The 19,551-nt window shown below is 34.3% G+C and carries 17 protein-coding genes; 5 read left to right on the plus strand and 12 right to left on the minus strand.

Annotated elements, in window-relative coordinates; translation table 11 throughout:
* Window positions 1-11: 11 nt before the first annotated feature.
* Complete coding sequence (locus tag E0F98_RS01055) at window positions 12-866, minus strand: leucine-rich repeat domain-containing protein (protein ID WP_165929263.1); 855 nt, start codon at window positions 864-866, stop codon at window positions 12-14.
* A 179-nt stretch (window positions 867-1,045) separates the two neighbouring features.
* Here E0F98_RS01055 and E0F98_RS01060 point away from each other — a divergent pair, with 179 nt between their 5' ends.
* Window positions 1,046-1,528, plus strand: coding sequence for a DUF1761 domain-containing protein (locus E0F98_RS01060; protein WP_132108359.1), 483 nt, complete (start codon window positions 1,046-1,048; stop codon window positions 1,526-1,528).
* A gap of 58 nt (window positions 1,529-1,586) precedes the next feature.
* On the opposite strand, the gene E0F98_RS01065 is transcribed toward E0F98_RS01060, so the two are convergent.
* Entirely contained in the window at window positions 1,587-1,862 is a 276-nt protein-coding gene (locus E0F98_RS01065) for a 4a-hydroxytetrahydrobiopterin dehydratase (RefSeq protein WP_132108361.1), read from the minus strand.
* 96 nt (window positions 1,863-1,958) lie between these two features.
* Here E0F98_RS01065 and E0F98_RS01070 point away from each other — a divergent pair, with 96 nt between their 5' ends.
* A complete protein-coding gene (locus E0F98_RS01070; RefSeq protein ID WP_132108362.1) occupies window positions 1,959-3,107 on the plus strand; it encodes a peptidogalycan biosysnthesis protein in 1,149 nt (382 codons plus the stop codon).
* A gap of 9 nt (window positions 3,108-3,116) precedes the next feature.
* On the opposite strand, the gene E0F98_RS01075 is transcribed toward E0F98_RS01070, so the two are convergent.
* Complete coding sequence (locus E0F98_RS01075; protein ID WP_132108364.1) at window positions 3,117-3,986, minus strand: diacylglycerol/lipid kinase family protein; 870 nt, start codon at window positions 3,984-3,986, stop codon at window positions 3,117-3,119.
* 65 nt (window positions 3,987-4,051) lie between these two features.
* Here E0F98_RS01075 and E0F98_RS01080 point away from each other — a divergent pair, with 65 nt between their 5' ends.
* Window positions 4,052-5,020 (plus strand): App1 family protein, encoded by a 969-nt coding sequence (locus E0F98_RS01080; RefSeq protein ID WP_132108366.1) that lies wholly within the window; start codon window positions 4,052-4,054, stop codon window positions 5,018-5,020.
* A gap of 193 nt (window positions 5,021-5,213) precedes the next feature.
* Here the strand turns inward: E0F98_RS01080 and E0F98_RS01085 are convergent, their stop codons facing one another.
* Window positions 5,214-7,121 (minus strand): ABC-F family ATP-binding cassette domain-containing protein, encoded by a 1,908-nt coding sequence (locus E0F98_RS01085; RefSeq protein ID WP_132108368.1) that lies wholly within the window; start codon window positions 7,119-7,121, stop codon window positions 5,214-5,216.
* Between the two features lie 74 nt (window positions 7,122-7,195).
* On the opposite strand from E0F98_RS01085, the gene E0F98_RS01090 reads away from it, so the two are divergent.
* Window positions 7,196-7,576, plus strand: coding sequence for a DUF983 domain-containing protein (locus tag E0F98_RS01090; RefSeq protein WP_132108370.1), 381 nt, complete (start codon window positions 7,196-7,198; stop codon window positions 7,574-7,576).
* A gap of 5 nt (window positions 7,577-7,581) precedes the next feature.
* Here E0F98_RS01090 and E0F98_RS01095 read toward each other — a convergent pair whose 3' ends face one another.
* The 7 genes from E0F98_RS01095 to topA form a co-directional block, all read right to left on the minus strand.
* On the minus strand, window positions 7,582-8,634 hold the full coding sequence (locus E0F98_RS01095; protein ID WP_132108372.1) for an NAD(P)/FAD-dependent oxidoreductase: 1,053 nt from the start codon (window positions 8,632-8,634) through the stop codon (window positions 7,582-7,584).
* A gap of 129 nt (window positions 8,635-8,763) precedes the next feature.
* Window positions 8,764-9,654: a type IX secretion system ring subunit PorN/GldN gene (porN, locus tag E0F98_RS01100; RefSeq protein ID WP_132109323.1), complete on the minus strand. Its 891-nt coding sequence runs from the start codon at window positions 9,652-9,654 to the stop codon at window positions 8,764-8,766.
* Window positions 9,655-9,704: 50 nt separating this feature from the next.
* Window positions 9,705-11,243, minus strand: a complete 1,539-nt coding sequence (porM, locus tag E0F98_RS01105; RefSeq protein WP_132108374.1) for a type IX secretion system motor protein PorM/GldM — start codon at window positions 11,241-11,243, stop codon at window positions 9,705-9,707.
* Window positions 11,244-11,289: 46 nt separating this feature from the next.
* On the minus strand, window positions 11,290-11,937 hold the full coding sequence (gene porL, locus E0F98_RS01110) for a type IX secretion system motor protein PorL/GldL (RefSeq protein WP_132108376.1): 648 nt from the start codon (window positions 11,935-11,937) through the stop codon (window positions 11,290-11,292).
* 27 nt (window positions 11,938-11,964) lie between these two features.
* Window positions 11,965-13,377, minus strand: coding sequence for a T9SS ring complex lipoprotein PorK/GldK (gene porK / locus E0F98_RS01115; protein WP_132108378.1), 1,413 nt, complete (start codon window positions 13,375-13,377; stop codon window positions 11,965-11,967).
* Window positions 13,378-13,507: 130 nt separating this feature from the next.
* Entirely contained in the window at window positions 13,508-14,659 is a 1,152-nt protein-coding gene (locus tag E0F98_RS01120; RefSeq protein WP_132108380.1) for a formimidoylglutamase, read from the minus strand.
* A gap of 1 nt (window position 14,660) precedes the next feature.
* Complete coding sequence (topA, locus tag E0F98_RS01125; RefSeq protein ID WP_132108382.1) at window positions 14,661-17,192, minus strand: type I DNA topoisomerase; 2,532 nt, start codon at window positions 17,190-17,192, stop codon at window positions 14,661-14,663.
* A 182-nt stretch (window positions 17,193-17,374) separates the two neighbouring features.
* Here topA and E0F98_RS01130 point away from each other — a divergent pair, with 182 nt between their 5' ends.
* Window positions 17,375-18,958: a glycerol-3-phosphate dehydrogenase/oxidase gene (locus E0F98_RS01130; RefSeq protein ID WP_132108384.1), complete on the plus strand. Its 1,584-nt coding sequence runs from the start codon at window positions 17,375-17,377 to the stop codon at window positions 18,956-18,958.
* A 134-nt stretch (window positions 18,959-19,092) separates the two neighbouring features.
* On the opposite strand, the gene E0F98_RS01135 is transcribed toward E0F98_RS01130, so the two are convergent.
* Window positions 19,093-19,323 (minus strand): hypothetical protein, encoded by a 231-nt coding sequence (locus E0F98_RS01135; protein WP_132108386.1) that lies wholly within the window; start codon window positions 19,321-19,323, stop codon window positions 19,093-19,095.
* Between the last annotated feature and the right edge of the window lie 228 nt (window positions 19,324-19,551).

The following is a 19,551-nucleotide window of genomic DNA, read 5'->3' on the forward strand; positions in this document are numbered from 1 at the left end:
ATTAAATAACCCTAATCTTCAGAAACTAAAGGTCTTTCGATGTCCATTTTAATACCTAACGCAACAGCGACGCCTTTATCATTTATCATTTTCATATTCATCATATCTAACATCGCTAACTTTCTAGATATTAAACCATTAAAATGGTTGTAAGAAATATTCATTTCTTTCAAGCTATTTAACTTTTCTAGTTCGAATGGAACCTGTCCTTCTAAGTTATTTTCGAATAAACTTAAGTTTTCAAGCTTTTTTAAATTTACTATTGCAGGACTTAATTTCCCTGTAAACTTATTACTATTTAATAATACAGTTTTTAAGCTCGCAACTTCATATAGCGTATTTGGTATTTCTCCTTCTAATTCATTGTTAAAAACAGCTAAAGTTTCTAAGTGTTTCAAATTTCCAATTTGAGAAGGCAGTTCACCAGAAAGTCTATTCATATAAAGTTCAAGCGTTATCAAATTATTCATCTCCCCTATTGAAGCAGGAATTGTACCCGTTAATCTATTAAAAGAAAGATCTAAAACCACGAGTTCTGTTAATTTTTTTAAAGAAGTTGGAATTGTACCTGATATTGCATTTTTATGTAAATTTAATTCTCTTAAATCATTAAGATCTGCGATTTCACTTGGTAATTCTCCCACAAGGTTATTGTCTGACAAATTAATAGAAACTACTTTATCACCTTCCAAAGAAATACCGTACCAAGTTGATACTGGAGAAGATAAATTCCATTTCGTATTCCAATTCTCCCCGTTTGTCGCAGCATACAATTTTAAGAGTACTTTTTTATCTGAAACTGAAACTTCTGCCATCATTGATACCGAAGCAAAAACCGTTAGTAGTAAAGTAAATATATTTTTCATAATCTTAAATTTTCAGGTGTTCTAATGATTAAATGTACACACAAAACTGATTATCGACAAATATAATCGACGAAATACACTACTTTTTATATTTTCTGCCAAATAATCTTACAATAAAAACTTCAAATCATTAATAAAAAAAATATTACATTTGATTTGTTAATTATAAAACTAACCTCATGGAAATCAATTTTTTAGCATTTTTAGCTGCCGCCTTATCAACATTAGTGGTCGGATTTGTTTGGTATCACCCAAAAGTTTTTGGAACAATCTGGATGAAAGAATCTGGCATGACCGAAGATAAAATGAAAGGGAGTAATATGCCCGTAATTTTTGGAATGGCAGTATTTTATGCTTTTCTAATTGCTATTGTTCTACAATTTCTAGTCATTCATCAATGGGGAGCACTTGGCATGATAGGTGGTGACCCAACATTAGCAAAGCCTTCGTACGCAAATTTCATGGCTGATTACGGTACTGCCTTCCGTACTTTCAAGCACGGTATGCTTCATGGCTTTATGGCTGGTTTGTTTCTTGCGTTACCAATTGTTGGAACCAACGCATTATTCGAAAGAAGAAGTTGGAAATATACTTTAATTTCAGGCGGATTCTGGATTGTCTGCTTTGTGTTAATGGGCGGAATAATTTGTGCTTGGGAATAAAATTATCTTTTCAAAAATACAATCTCGTCCCTTTATTTATAAAAGGGACGATATTTTTTTATAAGACTTCAATAGCTTTTGCTAAATCAAAATCCTTGTCCGTTAAGCCGCTGGCATCGTGCGTTGACAATCGGATATCAACTTTGTTATAGACATTGAAAAGTTCCGGATGATGGTTGTTTTTCTCAGCTAAAATTCCAACTTGAACTATAAAACCAAGCGCCTCACTAAAATTCTTGAAAATAAATTTCTTTTCAATGCCGTTATTCTTAAACTTCCAGTCTTTTAATTTTTTTAAAATCGGTTGTGCCGTTTCTTCACTATATGTTTTCATGATTGCCGTTTTTAATAAAATTAGTTAAAATTCACCTATTTGCATTGCAATTTAACTTTATATATTAATTTAGGCAAATACTAATTTATTGACCCATTGAGTTCTACTTTTTCTTTCCAAATTTATTCTTCCGTCAAAAGTATTCCTGCAAGTTGGGATGTTTTGGCAACAAATAACATATTTCTCTCCCGTGAATATTTAGAGATATTGGAACTTTCTGCTCCAAAAAACATGCAATGCCATTTTATCGGAATATTTCTTAATAAGGAATTAGTTGGGATTGCCGTTTCCCAGTATATTAATTTGAGCGCGGTAAATTCTTTTGGAGAAAGAGACAATTGCATGAAAACGATAGTTCGCAACTTTGCTTTTAAAAACTTTAGTTCTAATGTACTTGTAATTGGCAACAATATGTTAACTGGACAAAACGGATTTTCTTTTAGTTCTAAATTACCATCTTCGGAAGGATTGCTTTTATTAAAAAACGCAACTCAAGAGTTAAAGAATATATTCGAGGCAAAAAAAATAAAAATACATCTTACCATTTTTAAAGATTTTTCTGAAAAGGATGCTCAATACTTTAAAATTCCAGAATTTAATTCCTTTTTCCAGTTTACAACGCAGCCTAATATGGTTTTCCAAATTAGAGAATCTTGGAATACCTTTGACGATTATATAGCAGATATTAGTAAAAAGTACCGGGATCAATATAAAAGATCTCGAAAAAAAGCAGAAGGAATTTCGAAAAGAAAATTATCTCTCGAAGAAATCACAAAATACAATTCCAGAATACATCAATTGTACATGAATGTGGCTAAAAACGCACCGTTCAACACCTTTTATTTGTCTGAAAATCACTTCGAACTTTTCAAAACAAAATTAAAAGACAAATTTCTTTTTTATGGTTACTTTGTTGGTGAAGAATTAATAGGATTCAACACCTTAATAAAAAACGGAAAGGACATTGACACCTATTTTCTAGGCTATGACGAAGGCTTTCAACGGGAAAAAATGCTATACCTAAACATGCTCTATGACATGATAGGCTTTTCAATTAACAAAGGGTATCGCCGCATTATTTTTGCCAGAACAGCATTAGAAATTAAAAGTTCTGTGGGAGCAAAACCGCTAGAAATGTACGGCATGATACAACATAGCAATCCTGTTATAAATCTATTTGTCTCTAAAATTTTCAGTTACTTTGAACCAAAAATGGAATGGAATGAACGCAATCCTTTTAAATAGAAAAGAGTTTTATGGAATAGCGACTTTAAACTTATTAGGAGAAATTGCCACGTTTAGTTCTGTTTCCTTACCAAAATATTCTCCATCAATTTGAAAACTTACCGGCGAATGCAATTTAATATTCGCTACATCAGTGGATATAATCTCTATATCTCCAGATTCTATGGGTAAATTACCGGTTATAATTTGAGCAAAAATACTTAAGTCAAAATTTCTTAAGACTACCAGTTCAAATTTTCCATCATTCATCGAACCCTCCGGATTAATAACCACGCCTGTCCCGTATTTTTTAGAATTTGCAATCACAATCATTTGCGCATCGCGTTCAATAATTTGATCATTAGCGACAATTGTGGCGCTAAACGCTTCTTCTTTCTCAGCCAAAGTGCTAAAAACTTGTAAAGCATAACCTAACTTACCACGTATGGTGCTATTCTCATAATTTTTTATGAGTTCAGCGTTTAACCCCAGATCACTGAGATGCAAACTTACCTTCCCGTTTATGAGAATTACATCCATTTCCATAAAAGAATTACGAAAAGCAATGGCTAGATTTTCTTCCAGTTTTTTAGGAATATTCAAGTCGGTTGCCAAGCCATTAGCAGAACCAGCCGGTATTATTCCGAAAATAACATCTTCATTTTCTAATGCTTCAGCTACAAATTTAATGGTTCCATCACCACCGGCTATGATTACTCTTTCTGGCTTGTACTTATCATACAACGCTTTGATTTTTATAATATCATCATTACCCGAAGTAACATATTGCACAAAATTTAGCCCCTCTTGATCAGCGAAAAGTGAGGTCGCTTCAATAATTTCTGATTTGTCCATCCCGCCAGCGACAGGGTTTACAACTAATATGATATTCTTTTTCAAGGATTTATTTCTTTTATTGATTTAAAATATTTAATTTTCAAGATACTTCAAAAGTAGTAAACAAAATGAGACCGATTCTAAAATTATATCGCGGATATGCAAATGAGCAAGAACTAATTGTCATGGGACATGTTTTTAAACCTACTACAAAAAAGGATTACGATTTTCTTTCTAAAAATTTAAAAAATGCAAAATCAGTAATTAGTATGTTTCGCATTAAAACACAAGCAAATGCTGATGTTTACTTAAAACACAACGACATACGAATACATACAAAAACTTTAAACGATGGTTATTTTAAGTTTTGCATTCCTTTAGAACAAAATAATGATTTTGGTTGGGTCGATTATGAAGTTAGTATTATTTATAAAAATGAAACGATAGTAAGTGAAGAAAGCTACATCAGACCGAGCGCCGGTAACTTAGGAATCATATCTGATATTGACGACACTTTTTTAGTTTCTTACACTCTTAATCCATTTAAAAAATTATACCATCTTTTATTTCGAAATGTCCACTCTAGAAAAGTTTTTGAAGATGTTGTTCCACATTTTCAAGCATTAAGTTCGGCCGGAAGAACTAATGCAGGAGAGCGTAATGCTTTTTTCTATGTTTCAAGCAGTGAGTGGAATTTGTATCGTTTTTTAGTACTTTTTACCGAAATCCACAAATTACCTAAAGCTGTCTTGCTGTTAAAGGACATCAAAACCAGTTTGACAAATTTTTTATGGACAGGAAGAGGCGGCCACAATCACAAATTTGAAAAAATAAAACATATTTTAGAATTTTACCCAAGTCTAAAATACGTCTTGATAGGAGACGATTCACAGCATGATCCTTTTCTATATGAAGCCATTAGCAAGATTTTTCCATTGACCGTAAAAGCGGTTTACATAAGACAAACCGGGAAATATAAAAAAGCAAAAGTTATTAAAGTGTTGCAAAATCTGGAGACATTAGATGTTGCGGTTTGTTATTTTAAAAATAGTGCACAAGCGATTTCTCATTCTAAGAAGGTTGGTCTAATTTCGTAAAGGAAAAATTATTTCACGCAAGGATTCAGTAGCCCAGATGGCAAGGAAATCCTTTTACAGCCTCGTTATATTTTTTCTTAGACTAAAAGAGCGACCAGCGGAAGCTCCTTTTAGGATTTAGAAAAAAATAAACGAGACTAGAAAGGATGAAGTGAACAGCTGGAAATAGCTCCTAACTATTACTATCCATTACTTATGCTTTATCAATTTCTTCTTGAACGATTTCCCAGTCCAAAAGTAATTTATCAAGCTCTGCCTTCTTTTTATTGTAAGCTTTAAAGAAAGAGGCATCTTCGATATTTTTATTGTAATTTGAAGCTAACATTTTATCATCATGCTGAATGTCTTTTTCTAATTGCTTAATTTGACTTTCAATCTTGCTCAAGCGATTCTGTAATGCTTTTCCCTTCTTTTGCTCCTCATATGAAGCTTTATTACTGTCTTTTGGAGCTGCCGCTTTAAGTGCATCTTTCTTCTCGACCTCACGCATATTTTCTAAATTACGTTGCTCTAAGAAGTAGTTCACATCTCCTAAATATTCTTTTATCTTTTGATCTCTAAACTCATAAACGATGTTTGACATTCCTTGAAGGAAATCTCTATCGTGCGAAACTAGAAGTAAAGTTCCTTCATATTTTTGTAAGGCAGCTTTCAAAACGTTCTTAGATTTAATATCCAAGTGATTTGTAGGCTCATCCATTACCAACACATTTATAGGCTGTAAAAGCAATTTACAAAGCGCCAGACGGTTTCTTTCTCCTCCTGAAAGGACTTTTACCTTTTTCTCAACATCGTCGCCACGAAACAAGAATGAACCCAGCATATCGCGCACTTTTGAACGATTAGTATCTGAAGCTGCATCTTCCATGGTTTGCAATAAAGTAATCTCTCCGTCTAGATATTCCGCTTGATTTTGCGCAAAATAACCTACTTGGACATTGTGTCCTAACTTTATATCCCCTTCATATTCGAATTCATTGACGATCGCTTTAATGAAAGTAGATTTTCCTTGACCATTTTGACCAACGAAAGCAATCTTGCTTCCGCGTTCTACCAACAATGAAATGTCTTTTAAAATCGTTTTATCACCGTAGCTTTTAGTAACATGATCTGCTTCTATAACAACTCTTCCTGGAACTTTAGAAAGTGGAAACGAAATATTCATCACTGAATTATCATCTTCATCAACCTCAATACGTTCTACTTTATCTAATTTTTTAATCATCGATTGCGCCATGGAAGCTTTAGAAGCTTTAGCACGGAATTTTTCGATTAATTTTTCTGTTTCTTCAATTTTTTTGGCTTGATTCTTTTGTGTAGCCAATTGCTTTTCGCGAATTTCATGACGCAATTCTAGATATTGAGAATAAGGCTTATTGAAATCATAAGCTTTTCCAAGTGAAATCTCAATAGTTCTATTAGTTACATTGTCTAAAAACATCTTATCGTGAGATACGATTACCACAACCCCTGGATAATTACGCAAGAAACTTTCTAACCAAATGATACTCTCGATATCCAAGTGATTCGTAGGCTCATCCAGCAACAGAACATCATTAGCTTGCAATAACAACTTCGCTAATTCAATACGCATACGCCATCCACCAGAGAAAGTCTCGGTTTGATTGTTGAAAACATCTCTTTTAAAACCAAGTCCTAAAAGGATTTTTTCCGTATCTCCCACATAGTTGTAACCACCCAATAATTCAAAACGATGGGTATAATCAGACAAATCTTCAATAATTTGGCTGTACTCATCACTTTCATAATCGGTACGAGTGACTAATAAGTGATTGATTTCCTCTAGTTTTTTCTCAACAACTTTAATATCTGTAAATGCTTCATAAGCCTCTTCAAGTACCGTTCTTCCTTGCTCAAAATCAATATCCTGACGCAAAAAACCCATTCTCACTTCTTTTTCCTGCGCGATACTTCCTGAATCAGGAGCAAAATCTTTTGCTAAAATTTTTAGCATTGTCGATTTGCCTGCACCATTTTTTCCAACAAGACCAACACGATCTCCGGCACCTAATCGAAAGGTAACTTCTTCAAATAAATAAGAACCTCCAAACGACACAGATAAATTATGTATATTAAGCATGTATTATGATTTTATTCCTTTATGAATTCGTAAATTTACGACTCCAAAAAAAGGAAAAATTAAATTTTTTGCAAATGTTAAAAAAAGGATCCAAATTATATAGCATTTTAACAGGAACTTGTCCGAAATGTCAGAAAGAGAGCATGTATTCGGACCCAAATCCACTTCATTTAGGTAATATCTTAAAAATGCAAGAAAATTGCAGTCATTGCGGATTGAAATACCAAATTGAACCTTCATTCTTTTATGGCGCAATGTATGTCAGTTATGGACTAAATGTTGCTGTTGGGACAGCTGCTTTTATAATCTCGTATGTTCTATTACATTCCTCTCTAAAAGTGGCTTTTATTTCGATAATAGTCTCCCTTATTCTATTATTTCCGTTTGTATTGCGATGGGCACGAAACATCTATATTAATATGTTTGTCTCTTATGATCCTGATTTTAAACAATAACTCAATTATCGCTGCGATTTAGGAATAAATCTTTTGATGTCGATTGTGGAATCCAAAGGGATATTATTTTCTAAAGAATCATACAAAGCCTTAGCCATTGAAGGGCCTAACATAACTCCTCTTGTCCCTAAACCGTTGAGGACGTGAATTGCAGCGTACTCGGAATGAGTTCCTACTAAGGGTCTTCTGTCTTTTACTGTTGGACGAACTCCGGCAAAGTGTTTGATTATTTCAAAATCACAGCTAATAATTTCCTTAATTCGATCAACTAGTTCTTGTTTCCCTTCTTCTGTAACCAAGTCTGTTTTATCTTTCCAATTGTAAGTCGCACCCACTTTGAAGAGATTGTCTCCCAATGGCAAAATAAAGACGCTAGTGTTCACAATAACGTCGAGATCAAGCTCAGGCGCTTTTATGATAAACAATTCCCCTTTTGTGCCGTCAAGAGGTAAATGATTAAAATACGGGTTAGCATGCAGCCCAAATCCTTCCGCAAAAATAATATGTCTAGCTTCGACTTCTTTATATCGAATGCCTCCTGATATAACTTCCAACAAATCATAATCAAAGTACTCTTCCAGAAATAAATTATTTCTAAGAAGATAATCTCTATATATTTCTAAAAGGACACCTGTGTCAACATATCCTGTCTGTAATACTTCACCATAATTATAGGGCGAATCAATTCCGGAATATTTTTTTGTGATTAAATCCGTAGATAAAAATGGCGCCAATGCAACTTTATCTGAAGCTGCAAACCAATTATTTTGTTCTTCGATAGAAAAGAACTTCCTTAAAATTGACTTTTTAAAATCCACCTGCGTCTTCAGTTTATCTTCAAGCGCTCTGTAAAACTCCTTCATTACCACTAACTGGTCTTGTGCCTGCCATACTTCACTGAAACGTTTAAGAATAACAGGATTATATAAACCACCAGCAATCTTCGAAGAGTTTTGTGAATTATTATCCATTACCAAAATACTCTTATTATTCTGTAAAGCAATTTCAGAAAATGCAATACCTGCGAGCCCAGAACCTATTATTAAATAATCAATCATACTATAAAAGTAACCGTTAAAATAAAATACAAAGAAAGAACAATTAAAGAAAACACTTTACGAAACTGACATAAAAAAAACTCTTATCGCTTCCGATAAGAGTTTCTCCTATTATATTAAGACATGAAATTAATAATTCCACATATCTGATTCAAAATCACGTATTTTTTCTTTGACACGATCAGATTCTAACAATTGATTCTGTGCATTGTCTTTCATGTATTCATCAATAGATCTATCACCGTAAACATTTTCTTCTTTATAGATTACGCTATTAAAACGTCTAGAGTTCAATATTTGGTCAAAAGAAATTGGCATTGCTGAATTCTTATCATTAAAAGCTTTTGCTTCATGTAAAACCTCTCTAGCAGCAGGGAAGAAAATCCAAAATAATTCGATATAATCTTTCTCATCGCTGTTCATAGAATAAACATCAGGAGTTACTGGACAGATACCTAACAAACGGTATTTTAATTCACTTTGACGTTTGTCAAAATACCAGTATCCTTTTATTTTATACTGCGTAACGTCTTGTGCCGTAATATCAGATCTTAAAATATATTCCGGAGACACACTTGAACCTGCATTTACTTGCTCTCTACCTACATCCGTTGTATCAATACGACTCAATGACGATTGAATATCTTGAAATGATTTTTTAGTATTAAAATAACTGTCTGTATAAACTTCAGTAATTTCACCGCTTCTTACCGCCTTTGTCAATACGTCATACAAGGAACGTCTATCAGAGCCAATGTTAGCAGTATCGATTGGAAAATACAGAGCAAAATTAATTTTTTCACTCAAATCTATTATCTCCCAAACGGTTTTACCCATCAAAATATCTCTATCATGTACATAACCATACGCCAATGGCTTATCATTGTCTGATATGAGTTGTGCCGCAGTTTTAAGACCTATCTCATCTGGTGTTTTTGCATTTAGCAAATTAGATTGTGCATATGATGCAAAACCTCCAGTAATGGATATAACAACTATTAAAAAATTTCTAACATTCATCATAATATGATTATAAATATTGAAGTAACCTCTCTCCGGCAACTTACGTTTTATTGTATTTCAAAAATAACCGCAGACGTTCTTGGCAATAAATAACTACCCGCTCCAACAAGTTTTGTTTTAATTTCTGAAATTGTAACTTGGTCACCTCTACCTGCTTTAGCAAGCACAGCCCTACATTGTGCATTCAATTTATCACCTTGTACTACCACAGTTCCTTGACCTGATACTTTTAAATTAAAACCAACAACGTTTAAACCAACTTCAAAGTCAAAATCTTCTAGTTTAGCTCCAATGGTAGCAATTTCTAGGTTCGATTTAGGACCTTTTACAACTCCCGTTTCTCCTCTAATAGTTCCAGTTGGACTAGGAATACCTTTAATTCTATATGCTTTTCTATCTGTTGCAACTTTCCCATCAGACATTTTACCTGTTACGCTAATTACAACTTCATTTCCACTACCTGGACTCATGTTGTATTTTCCATTACCTACTTTAGTCAAACCAGGAGCAGATGCAGAAACATCACTATCAGCAATTCCAGCAAATGAGATCGACATTGGATTAACAACTCCTCTGTACACTACATTCATTTTATCTGCAGATATTGTAGCCGAATTAGGTCTTGGTACAACCACATATTTACCCTCAAATTTTAAAGGAACCGTTTTACCGTCTTCAAGAAAAGCAAACTGTCCAGCAATTTTTTGTTCTCCTACACCTCCAGCAGTCATCGAAATCACCGCTTGTCCATTAACAATTTTCCCTGGACCAGAAAAAGATGTTGGTTTTGTATTATCATCATATCTACCAAGAACAACTTTACCAGTAACAGCTTCTCCTTGAAAATAAGCATTTTTATCCAACACCACGATTGCTTGATAATTACTGTAAGAAGCCGCAGCAACCGCCGCTTTTCCTAATGCAGAACTATATACATCAGATTCCGCTTTATTAATATCATTTTGCCAAGTTGAAAGCTTAGCTACAGTAGCAATAGCAGGGAAGTTTTTAAAATGATATGATAAGAATTTATCTTGTAACCCTTCTTTATTCTTTACGTCAGAAATATCAAATTTACTCTCAACTTCTTTAATTATAGAAGCATATTTTCGATCCGTACCTAAAGCAGTCTTCATATCTGCCTTATACTTATTTATTGTAGCTTCAATTTCTTTTCCTTTTTTCGAATAGCCTTCACCTACAAACCAGTCATCTATATTATCCCCTTTGTCCATGTCTTCATAAGGTAACTTTCCAGTTTCTGGGTCTACTTCAAAACCTTTAGTAGCTTGTAATTTTAAGTCGGCTATATAATTAAAGAAATTATCGGTTATTGATTTTACTTTATGAGCAGTTTCGGCTGCTATTATGAATTCTCCTTTTGCTTCGGCTGCCTTCGCATCTAACGCAGTTAATAATTGGTCGTTAGATAGTTTAGAACTTTCATTTGAGGCTTCAAATTTTTCATTCATCAATCCAAAACCTGAAATAACTTCTTTTGATACATTCATTGCCAACATAGCGATAAAAACCAAATACATTAGGTTAATCATCTTCTGTCTAGGGGTTAGTTTTCCTCCTGCCATATTTTCTACTAATTAGTTAGTTGTTATTTGTATAGTTCGAAACTAATTATCCTTTATTTCCCATTGCAGAAAGCATTCCACCATAAACATTGTTTAATGATGATAAGTTTGTTGTCAGCGATTGCATTTGTTCTTTTAACTTCATATTGTTTTCAAGAACTTCTTCATTAATTTGAGCATTTCTGGAAGCACTTTGCAATTGCACTTTATACAAACTATTTAGAGATTCCATTTGCGCTGCAGCCACAGTTAACTCTTCACTGTATTTTTTAGTAGAAGCCATAGATTCAGCTGTTGGAGCAATACTTTTTGCAGCTGATTCAAAATTTTTGATACTACTTCCTAAACTTGACATTAATTCTCCATCAATTTTAGCTTCTTTAAGCATAGCATCTAACTTTTGGGATAACATTCCTTGCGAATCTGAAGGAGTTTCCACTCTTTTTTTAGTTTCTCCTTTGACACCATTAGACAACTCAGGGTATACCAATGTCCAATCTAAATCTTTATCCACAGGCTCAAATGCAGATAATGCAAAAATTAAGGCTTCAGTTAATAGTCCGATCGAAAGCATTAAAGTACCTGTTAAAGGTCCAAGTTCAAAATGTGTGATTTTAAATAAAGCACCTATGATTACAACTGCTGCACCCATTCCATATGCGAAATTCATTGCTTTTTTACTTAATAATGCCATAATTTTTTGATTTAAGGAGGTTGTTTTTTATCTGTTTTTAACTTTCTTTCCGTTTCCGGTTGTTTGCAATCCCATGTAATCCTGAACAGTTCTAAATCCAATAAAACTGCGAGCAGAATCAGCATATTCGAAATCCCTTGTGCTTACTTGTAGGAAATAAGCAACGTCTTTCCATGATCCACCACGAACTACTTTACGTTTATTAGAAGCATCTAATACGTTTGGATTCATCGAGGAAACATATTCATAGGCATTAGGGTCATATGAAGAATCAGTCCACTCAGAGACATTTCCTGCCATATTATATAAATTATAACCATTTGGTTCATATGATTTAGCTTCTACTGTATACAGTGCTTCATCAGCGGCATAATCCCCTCTATTTGGCTTGAAGTTAGCCAAGAAACAACCTCTGTCATTTTTAGTATAAGGTCCGCCCCATGGATATGTTGCTGACTCTAAACCTCCTCTTGCAGAATATTCCCATTCTGCTTCTGTTGGCAATCTAAATGAATTAATTTGATCACGACCTTTTTTCTTTGATTTGATGTAACTGTTTTTATTTAGTGTTCTCCAAGCACAAAAAGCTTTTGCCTGAGTCCATTTCACACCAACTACTGGGTAATCACCGTATGCTTTATGCCAGAAATAATCATTGTGCATTGGTTCATTATATGAATAGGCAAAATCTTTAATCCATACTGTAGTATCAGGATATACTTTTACCTCCTCCGTTTTTATAAAATCTTTTCTTTTCCCTACTTTAGCTTTTGCAGCGGCTTGAATATCCATCCAAGAATAGCGGAATTTTAATTTATCAACATCGATAGTTCTTAAACCATTATAAGAAGCCTCTATTGGTAAATACATGGAGTCCATTACCTCTACATAATACTCATCTGGGTATAATTTAGGATCAGTAATTAATTTTACTTTTTTATTAAGTCTTCTTCCAGCGTAAGGATCGTCATCTGTACCAATACTATAATAGTTATCATGCATGTATTTATCGTAGGCAGTCATTTTTTCGGGATCTGAATCATTAAACGCAAAATCACCTATACTACCTGCATTTTTACCTTTACCACTTGCTTGTCCAGCTGTTATACCATTCAGATCTGCAAGAATAGCTAAACGCACTCGCATTGTGGAATCTTTAACCCATTCTACAAATTGTCGGTATTCAGAATTTGTGATTTCAGTTTCATCCATATAGAATGACCTAACGGTTACTGTCTTTGTTGTAGCATCTTGAACTGCAGCTACATCTTCATCAGATTTACCCATAGTAAAAGCACCGCCAGGCACCAAAGTCATACCATAAGGCTTCTCAGGATGCCATTTTGATCCTTTAACTCCGACCAATTCCCCTTTGTCGCCTGACTTACCACAACCGACTAACAGCGCTAATATTGCCATAAATGCAATGAACTTCTTCATATAAATGCGGGTTATATATTCATTAATTTTAACGTTTGTAAACCTATTTATTAATTTTCAAAAAAACAATATTTTTAAACCAAAGATTGTTTTTTTGAAAATTAATTTAGTTGTATAAAAAACAGTGGTTTTAAATGCTGTTTTTACGTTGTGCCTTCCACCATCTCTCTGGTAATTCTTGATTGCATGCGCCTAGATATTCATCATAAGAACAAGGTAATAACGTATTTCTTTTTAATTTATTACTTCCATTTGAAATAAATGGTATCTCGATCCACCATCTGTCCGTTTTATCACTTTTATGAAAAACAAGCGTTTCTTCTTCCAGAGGTACACTATATTTTATATAATTTTCCCGACTTCCAAAAGGATATTCATTCGATCGATAATGAAATCCTTCTATAAAATACCAAATTATCTGCGCAATCAAAACAGCTTCTTGAGCTGAATTATTATGGTTAAAGATACCAAAAATAGATACTTTATCACTAATTCCAGCGTATCGTGACAAAGAGCATATTTCTTTTCCGTTAAAACCATTAGGAGCAAACGGACTAAAATTACCCGAATCTGATGATTTCACCGAATTTAAATCAAGACTTACGACGTCTGCATCTCGAAAGACAGGCTCCGCTAAGGCAATGTTATTAGAAATCTCTCCTAAGCGATAGCCGTCAAAAAACAACTTTTCGATTAAATCAATCTCTTCTTGTGAATTATAATAAGTCTGATATCCGATATTACAATAGTTAAACAGATTATTTGGCTCGTCTATTATTATTTTAGTCAAGTAAGAAGAGGCGGATACCTCATCATTTTCTTTACCAAAATCGAACTTGCTATCAATTGAAACTAAATTTACCATTTGCTCCAGCTCGTCAAATGCACGGTAAAGTGCAAAAGTTAAATCTTGAGAGCCACCGATAACTAAAGGTATAATTTTTTTCTTAATTAAATTAGAAACTACTTTTCGCAAAGCAAAATAAGTATCCTCTATAGAATCCCCTGGCAAAATATCTCCTAAGTCGGCGATTGAGGCATCCCAATTCCCAGGAAACATCGTGTATAATTCTTTACGAATTGGATATAAATCTACTGTTTCATTTTCTCTTCCACTTCCGCGATTATCGAGAACTCCAATTACAGCGATATTAATCTTGTTTAAATCTGGAAACTGGTCTTTAGTATGAAATACAATTTTACTTCCCAATTGCTGAGAAGTCAGTCCTTGAACTAATTCAAGAATTTCAGTATCGATAGGCTTTAAAAAATCGAATTCCATTTTATTTCTTTTTTGCTACAGGTTTTTTCGCCGCTGGTTTTTTAACTGCTGCTTTCTTAGCTGGCGCTTTTTTGGCAGCCACTTTTTTAGCAGGTGTCTTTTTGACTATCATTTCTTGCACTTCTGCCAATGTCAGTTTTGTCGCATCAACTTCTTTAGGAAGTTCAATTTTGATCTTTCCTTTTGTAATAACAGAGCGTCCCCAGCGTGCTTTTTCGACAAGAATTCCTTCCTCTTCCCAGTTATGTAAAACCTTATCTATGTTTTTCTGTAACTTATCTTCTATCAATGCTTCAATATCTAATTGTGATAAATTATCATAATCGTATTTCTTACTCACATTAATAAACAAACCATTCCATTTGATAAAAGGACCAAAACGACCAACACCTTTTTGAACACCTTCACCCTTATATTGAGCAATCGGCGCATCAGCAATTGCTTTCTCGTCAATTAATTCCTTAGCTCTATCAAAATCTACATCTAATGGATTCTCCCCTTTCGGCAACGAAACAAAAGCAGCGCCATGACGAATGTAAGGACCATAACGACCATTACTCACCTCAACTTCTTCGTCTTTATATTGTCCTAGATTTTTAGGAAGTAAAAACAAGTTTAAAGCTTCTTCTAAAGTGATGTTTCCAATATTTTGCTCCGTTAATAAACTGGCGAATTTTTTCTCTTCATCATCTGCTTCTCCAATTTGCGCCATAGGACCAAATTTCCCTAAACGAACAGAGACTTGTTTTCCGCTCACTGGATCTTTTCCTAGAATTCGCTCTCCGCTTTCTCTTTCAGCATTAGCTTCTACATCTTTCACTGTTGGATGAAATTGATCGTAGAATTCCTGCATCATTTTTGTCCAAACGATATTTCCTTCGGCAATTTCATCGAAATCCTGTTCTACTTTGGCAGTAAAATTATAATCTAAGATATTCCCAAAATTCTTAACCAAGAAATCAGTAACGATGGTCCCTATATCTGTTGGAACTAATTTTCCTTTATCAGAACCTGTATTTTCTTTAAGTAATTTCTCCCCTACTTTATTAGACTGCAATGTAAGCTGCGTGTAATTGCGCTCTTGACCGTCAAGATTTCCTTTCTCAACATAATTTCTGTTGATAATTGTCGAAATAGTAGGAGCATAAGTAGATGGACGACCAATTCCTAATTCTTCCAGTTTCTTTACCAAAGAAGCCTCAGTATAACGAGCCGGAGCTCTTGAATAACGCTCTGTTGCGGTAATGTAATTGTTCTGCAATTTTTCATTAACTTTCATCGCAGGCAACATTCCTTCTTGCTCTTCCTCGTCGTCGTCATGACCTTCTAAGTACACTTTCAAGAAACCTTCAAAAAGTAAAACCTCACCAGAAGCTGTAAAAACCTCTTTATGATTATTAGCTTCAATTTTTACGTTTGTTCTTTCCAGCTTTGCATCACTCATTTGTGAAGCCAAAGTTCTTTTCCAGATCAAATCATATAAACGCGCTTGATCTCTATCGATATTTACGGTATGACGCGACATATCTGTAGGACGAATCGCCTCATGCGCCTCCTGTGCCCCTTTACTTTTGTTAGTGAAAGTTCGAGGAAAAGAAAATTCCTTTCCATAAGATTTAATGATTTCAGCTTGAGCAGCATCCATAGCGTCCTTAGAAAGATTCACACTATCCGTTCTCATATAAGTGATAAGTCCGGCCTCATATAAACGTTGCGCTAATTGCATTGTAATCCCCACAGGTAAATACAATTTCCTTGCTGCTTCTTGTTGTAAAGTCGAAGTAGTAAAAGGTCCTGTAGGTGACTTTTTTGTTGGTTTTGTTTCTAAATCAGAAACTTTATAAGTAGAACCTATATTTTTATTTAAAAAATCTTCGGCTTCTTTTTTAGTATTGAAATTCTTAGGAAGTTTGGCTTTAAATGATTTTCCAGACTCATTGGTAAACTCAGCGACAATCGAATAACTGGCTACTGCATTAAAGTTTTGAATATCTCTCTCGCGCTCCACAATTAAACGCACCGAAACAGATTGCACACGACCGGCTGAAAGTCCGCCCTTAATTTTTCTCCATAAAACAGGAGACAATTCATAACCCACTAAACGGTCTAAAACGCGACGCGCCTGTTGTGCGTTTACTAAATTATAATCAATTTCTCGTGGATTGTCAATTGCTTTTAGAATTGCAGTTTTGGTAATTTCGTGAAATACAATTCGTTTTGTTTTTGCTTTATCTAATTTTAATTCTTCGGCAAGATGCCAAGAAATAGCCTCACCCTCGCGATCCTCATCACTTGCTAACCAAACCATTTCGGCTTTCTTAGCTAATCCTTTCAACTTGGTTACTAAGGCTTTCTTATCAGATGAAACTTCATATTTAGGTTTAAAACCATTCTCTACATCAACCCCAATTTCTTTGGAAGGCAAGTCGGCAATATGCCCATAACTTGACTCCACCTGAAAATCACTACCTAAAAATTTCTCGATTGTTTTCGCCTTTGCAGGGGACTCCACTATTACTAAATTCTTTGCCATTGCTCTATTTTTCTGCAACAAAAGTATCTATTTTTTTTAAATATAGAGATTATGCAGCCATTTTTAAAATAATTAAATGTACAAACACCTACATATAATGAAGGAGTACAAGTGCTTTTTTGTCTCAATTTATTTCATTACGTTTACTTCGTTAACCAAAATAGCGTGGTTAAAACTTAGAAATGAAACGATCAGAACAATTGGAAAAACTCCAACAAACCGAAAGTTGGGATGTCCTTATAATAGGTGGTGGTTCCAGCGGTTTAGGTACTGCAGTCGATGCAGCAAGCAGGGGCTACAAGACGGTTTTGTTAGAAGCGATGGATTTTGCAAAAGGCACCTCAAGCCGAAGTACCAAATTAGTTCATGGCGGAGTCCGCTATTTAGAACAAGGAAATATCTCTTTGGTAAGGAAAGCCTTAAAAGAAAGAGAAATAATGGCTCGAAATGCTGGGCATTTAGTTTCGAACCAGTCTTTTGTTATACCAATTTACAATTACTGGAGTGGCTTTATGTACAGCTTTGGCCTAAAGCTATATGATTTGATGGCAGGCAGTCTAAGTTTTGGAAAATCGAAATGCATTTCGAAGAAAAAAACAATTGAGTTTCTCCCTACAGTACTACAAAAAGGATTAAAAGGAGGTGTTATTTATCATGACGGACAGTTTGACGACGCCCGAATGGCAATAAATTTAGCACAAACCGCAGTGAAAAATGGCGCCTGCGTTTTAAATTACATGAAAGTCGTTGACCTAATTAAAGATGACAACCACAAAATAATCGGTATTGAGATTGAAGATCAAGAATCTGGCGAGAAACATAAGATTTATGGCAAGGCGGTAATCAACGCAACTGGGGTTTTTACCAATTCAATTATGAAAATGGATGCGGCCAACTATAAAAAATTCATTGTTCCAAGTCAAGGAATTCATTTAGTTTTTGACAAATCATTTTTACAAAGTGATCACGCTTTGATGATTCCGAAAACGACTGATGGAAGAGTACTTTTTGTACTGCCTTGGCACGGAAAAATAATTATTGGAACAACCGATACCGAAGTAAAAAAATCAAGTTTTGAACCAATTGCTTTAGAAACAGAAATAGCATTTATCATAGAGAACGCTCAAAAATACTTAACTAGAAAACCTGATCGTTCTCAGGTATTGTCAATTTTTGCTGGACTAAGACCGCTTGCAGCACCTGAGAAAGAAGGTGAAAGTACTAAAGAAATTTCCAGAAGTCATAAGGTCATCGTCTCCAAAACTGGACTAATAACAATAACTGGAGGAAAATGGACTACCTACAGAGAAATGGCGCAGGACACTGTTGACAAAACAATAATCGTACATCAATTACCGAAAAAAGAGTGTAAAACGAAAGATATTGCGATTCACGGAAACAAAATAACCTCAGAAATAGATCGGCAAGATCATTTATACATTTATGGGACGAACCTAGCTGAAATAATAGCGTTGCAAGACAAACAACCCGAATTAAGAGAAAAATTACATCCAAACTTTGACTATACCATGGCAGAGGTAGCCTGGGCTATTCGTAATGAGATGGCCAGAACAATAGACGATGTTTTAGCAAGGCGAGTTCGATTATTATTTTTAGATGCTCGAGCTGCTATTGAATCTGCTGAAAAAGTATGTGATTTATTAGCCTTAGAATTAGATTATGATGAAACTTGGGAGCAAAACCAAATGGCAGACTTTAAAAAAATAGCCAATGGATTTCTTTTAGCTGAATATCAAATACCATAACAATTAATAAAAGAAGCTACTGAAATTTCCGTTTAATATTACTACTCGCCATCAAGATAAAAAAACAAACAGGTATGAAAACGTCTATTAAGGAGACTCGTTCATACCTGTATTTATCTAAAAAGCTATATCTTTTATTTCCCGCCTTTACCCCTTAGTAATGCAACGATTATTATTATAAATACAGCGGCTCCCACCACCATAACCCATGGTTCAGCATACCAATCACTTCCTGCCTCACCAACAGTTAAGTTTACATCCACTTTTTTTTCGTCCTGTGCCCATAGCGCATTTTGAAAAAAGAAAAGTGCGCCGATCGCTAAATAATTTTTTGAATCCCCGATGATTTTTAAAAACTGTTTCATGTCAAAATTTGTTTAAATTAAATAATACACTTTAGTTATAATTCAAATTTAAGATTTATATTTTAACAAAACATTACATAATTTTAACATTTATTTACACAATTTAATTTTAAGATCTATCAGACTTTTATGAATATTTTCGGAAGAGAAAATACTAGAGCGAAAGTAGGTCATCGAAGATTCAGTCCAGCCCAATAACTTCACACTTATATTCGAACCCACATTATA

This window comes from Flavobacterium hiemivividum, assembly GCF_004349145.1.
Taxonomy (GTDB): Bacteria; Bacteroidota; Bacteroidia; order Flavobacteriales; family Flavobacteriaceae; genus Flavobacterium; species Flavobacterium hiemivividum.

Excerpts from the sequence above, each read along its gene's own strand:
- E0F98_RS01055 (WP_165929263.1), bottom strand. The coding sequence starts at position 866 with ATGAAAAATATATTTACTTTACTACTAACGGTTTTTGCTTCGGTATCA.
- E0F98_RS01060 (WP_132108359.1), top strand. The coding sequence starts at position 1,046 with ATGGAAATCAATTTTTTAGCATTTTTAGCTGCCGCCTTATCAACATTA.
- E0F98_RS01065 (WP_132108361.1), bottom strand. The coding sequence starts at position 1,862 with ATGAAAACATATAGTGAAGAAACGGCACAACCGATTTTAAAAAAATTA.
- E0F98_RS01080 (WP_132108366.1), top strand. The coding sequence starts at position 4,052 with ATGAGACCGATTCTAAAATTATATCGCGGATATGCAAATGAGCAAGAA.
- E0F98_RS01085 (WP_132108368.1), bottom strand. The coding sequence starts at position 7,121 with ATGCTTAATATACATAATTTATCTGTGTCGTTTGGAGGTTCTTATTTA.
- E0F98_RS01090 (WP_132108370.1), top strand. The coding sequence starts at position 7,196 with ATGTTAAAAAAAGGATCCAAATTATATAGCATTTTAACAGGAACTTGT.
- E0F98_RS01095 (WP_132108372.1), bottom strand. The coding sequence starts at position 8,634 with ATGATTGATTATTTAATAATAGGTTCTGGGCTCGCAGGTATTGCATTT.
- porN (WP_132109323.1), bottom strand. The coding sequence starts at position 9,654 with ATGAATGTTAGAAATTTTTTAATAGTTGTTATATCCATTACTGGAGGT.
- porM (WP_132108374.1), bottom strand. The coding sequence starts at position 11,243 with ATGGCAGGAGGAAAACTAACCCCTAGACAGAAGATGATTAACCTAATG.
- porL (WP_132108376.1), bottom strand. The coding sequence starts at position 11,937 with ATGGCATTATTAAGTAAAAAAGCAATGAATTTCGCATATGGAATGGGT.
- porK (WP_132108378.1), bottom strand. The coding sequence starts at position 13,377 with ATGAAGAAGTTCATTGCATTTATGGCAATATTAGCGCTGTTAGTCGGT.
- E0F98_RS01120 (WP_132108380.1), bottom strand. The coding sequence starts at position 14,659 with ATGGAATTCGATTTTTTAAAGCCTATCGATACTGAAATTCTTGAATTA.
- topA (WP_132108382.1), bottom strand. The coding sequence starts at position 17,192 with ATGGCAAAGAATTTAGTAATAGTGGAGTCCCCTGCAAAGGCGAAAACA.
- E0F98_RS01130 (WP_132108384.1), top strand. The coding sequence starts at position 17,375 with ATGAAACGATCAGAACAATTGGAAAAACTCCAACAAACCGAAAGTTGG.
- E0F98_RS01135 (WP_132108386.1), bottom strand. The coding sequence starts at position 19,323 with ATGAAACAGTTTTTAAAAATCATCGGGGATTCAAAAAATTATTTAGCG.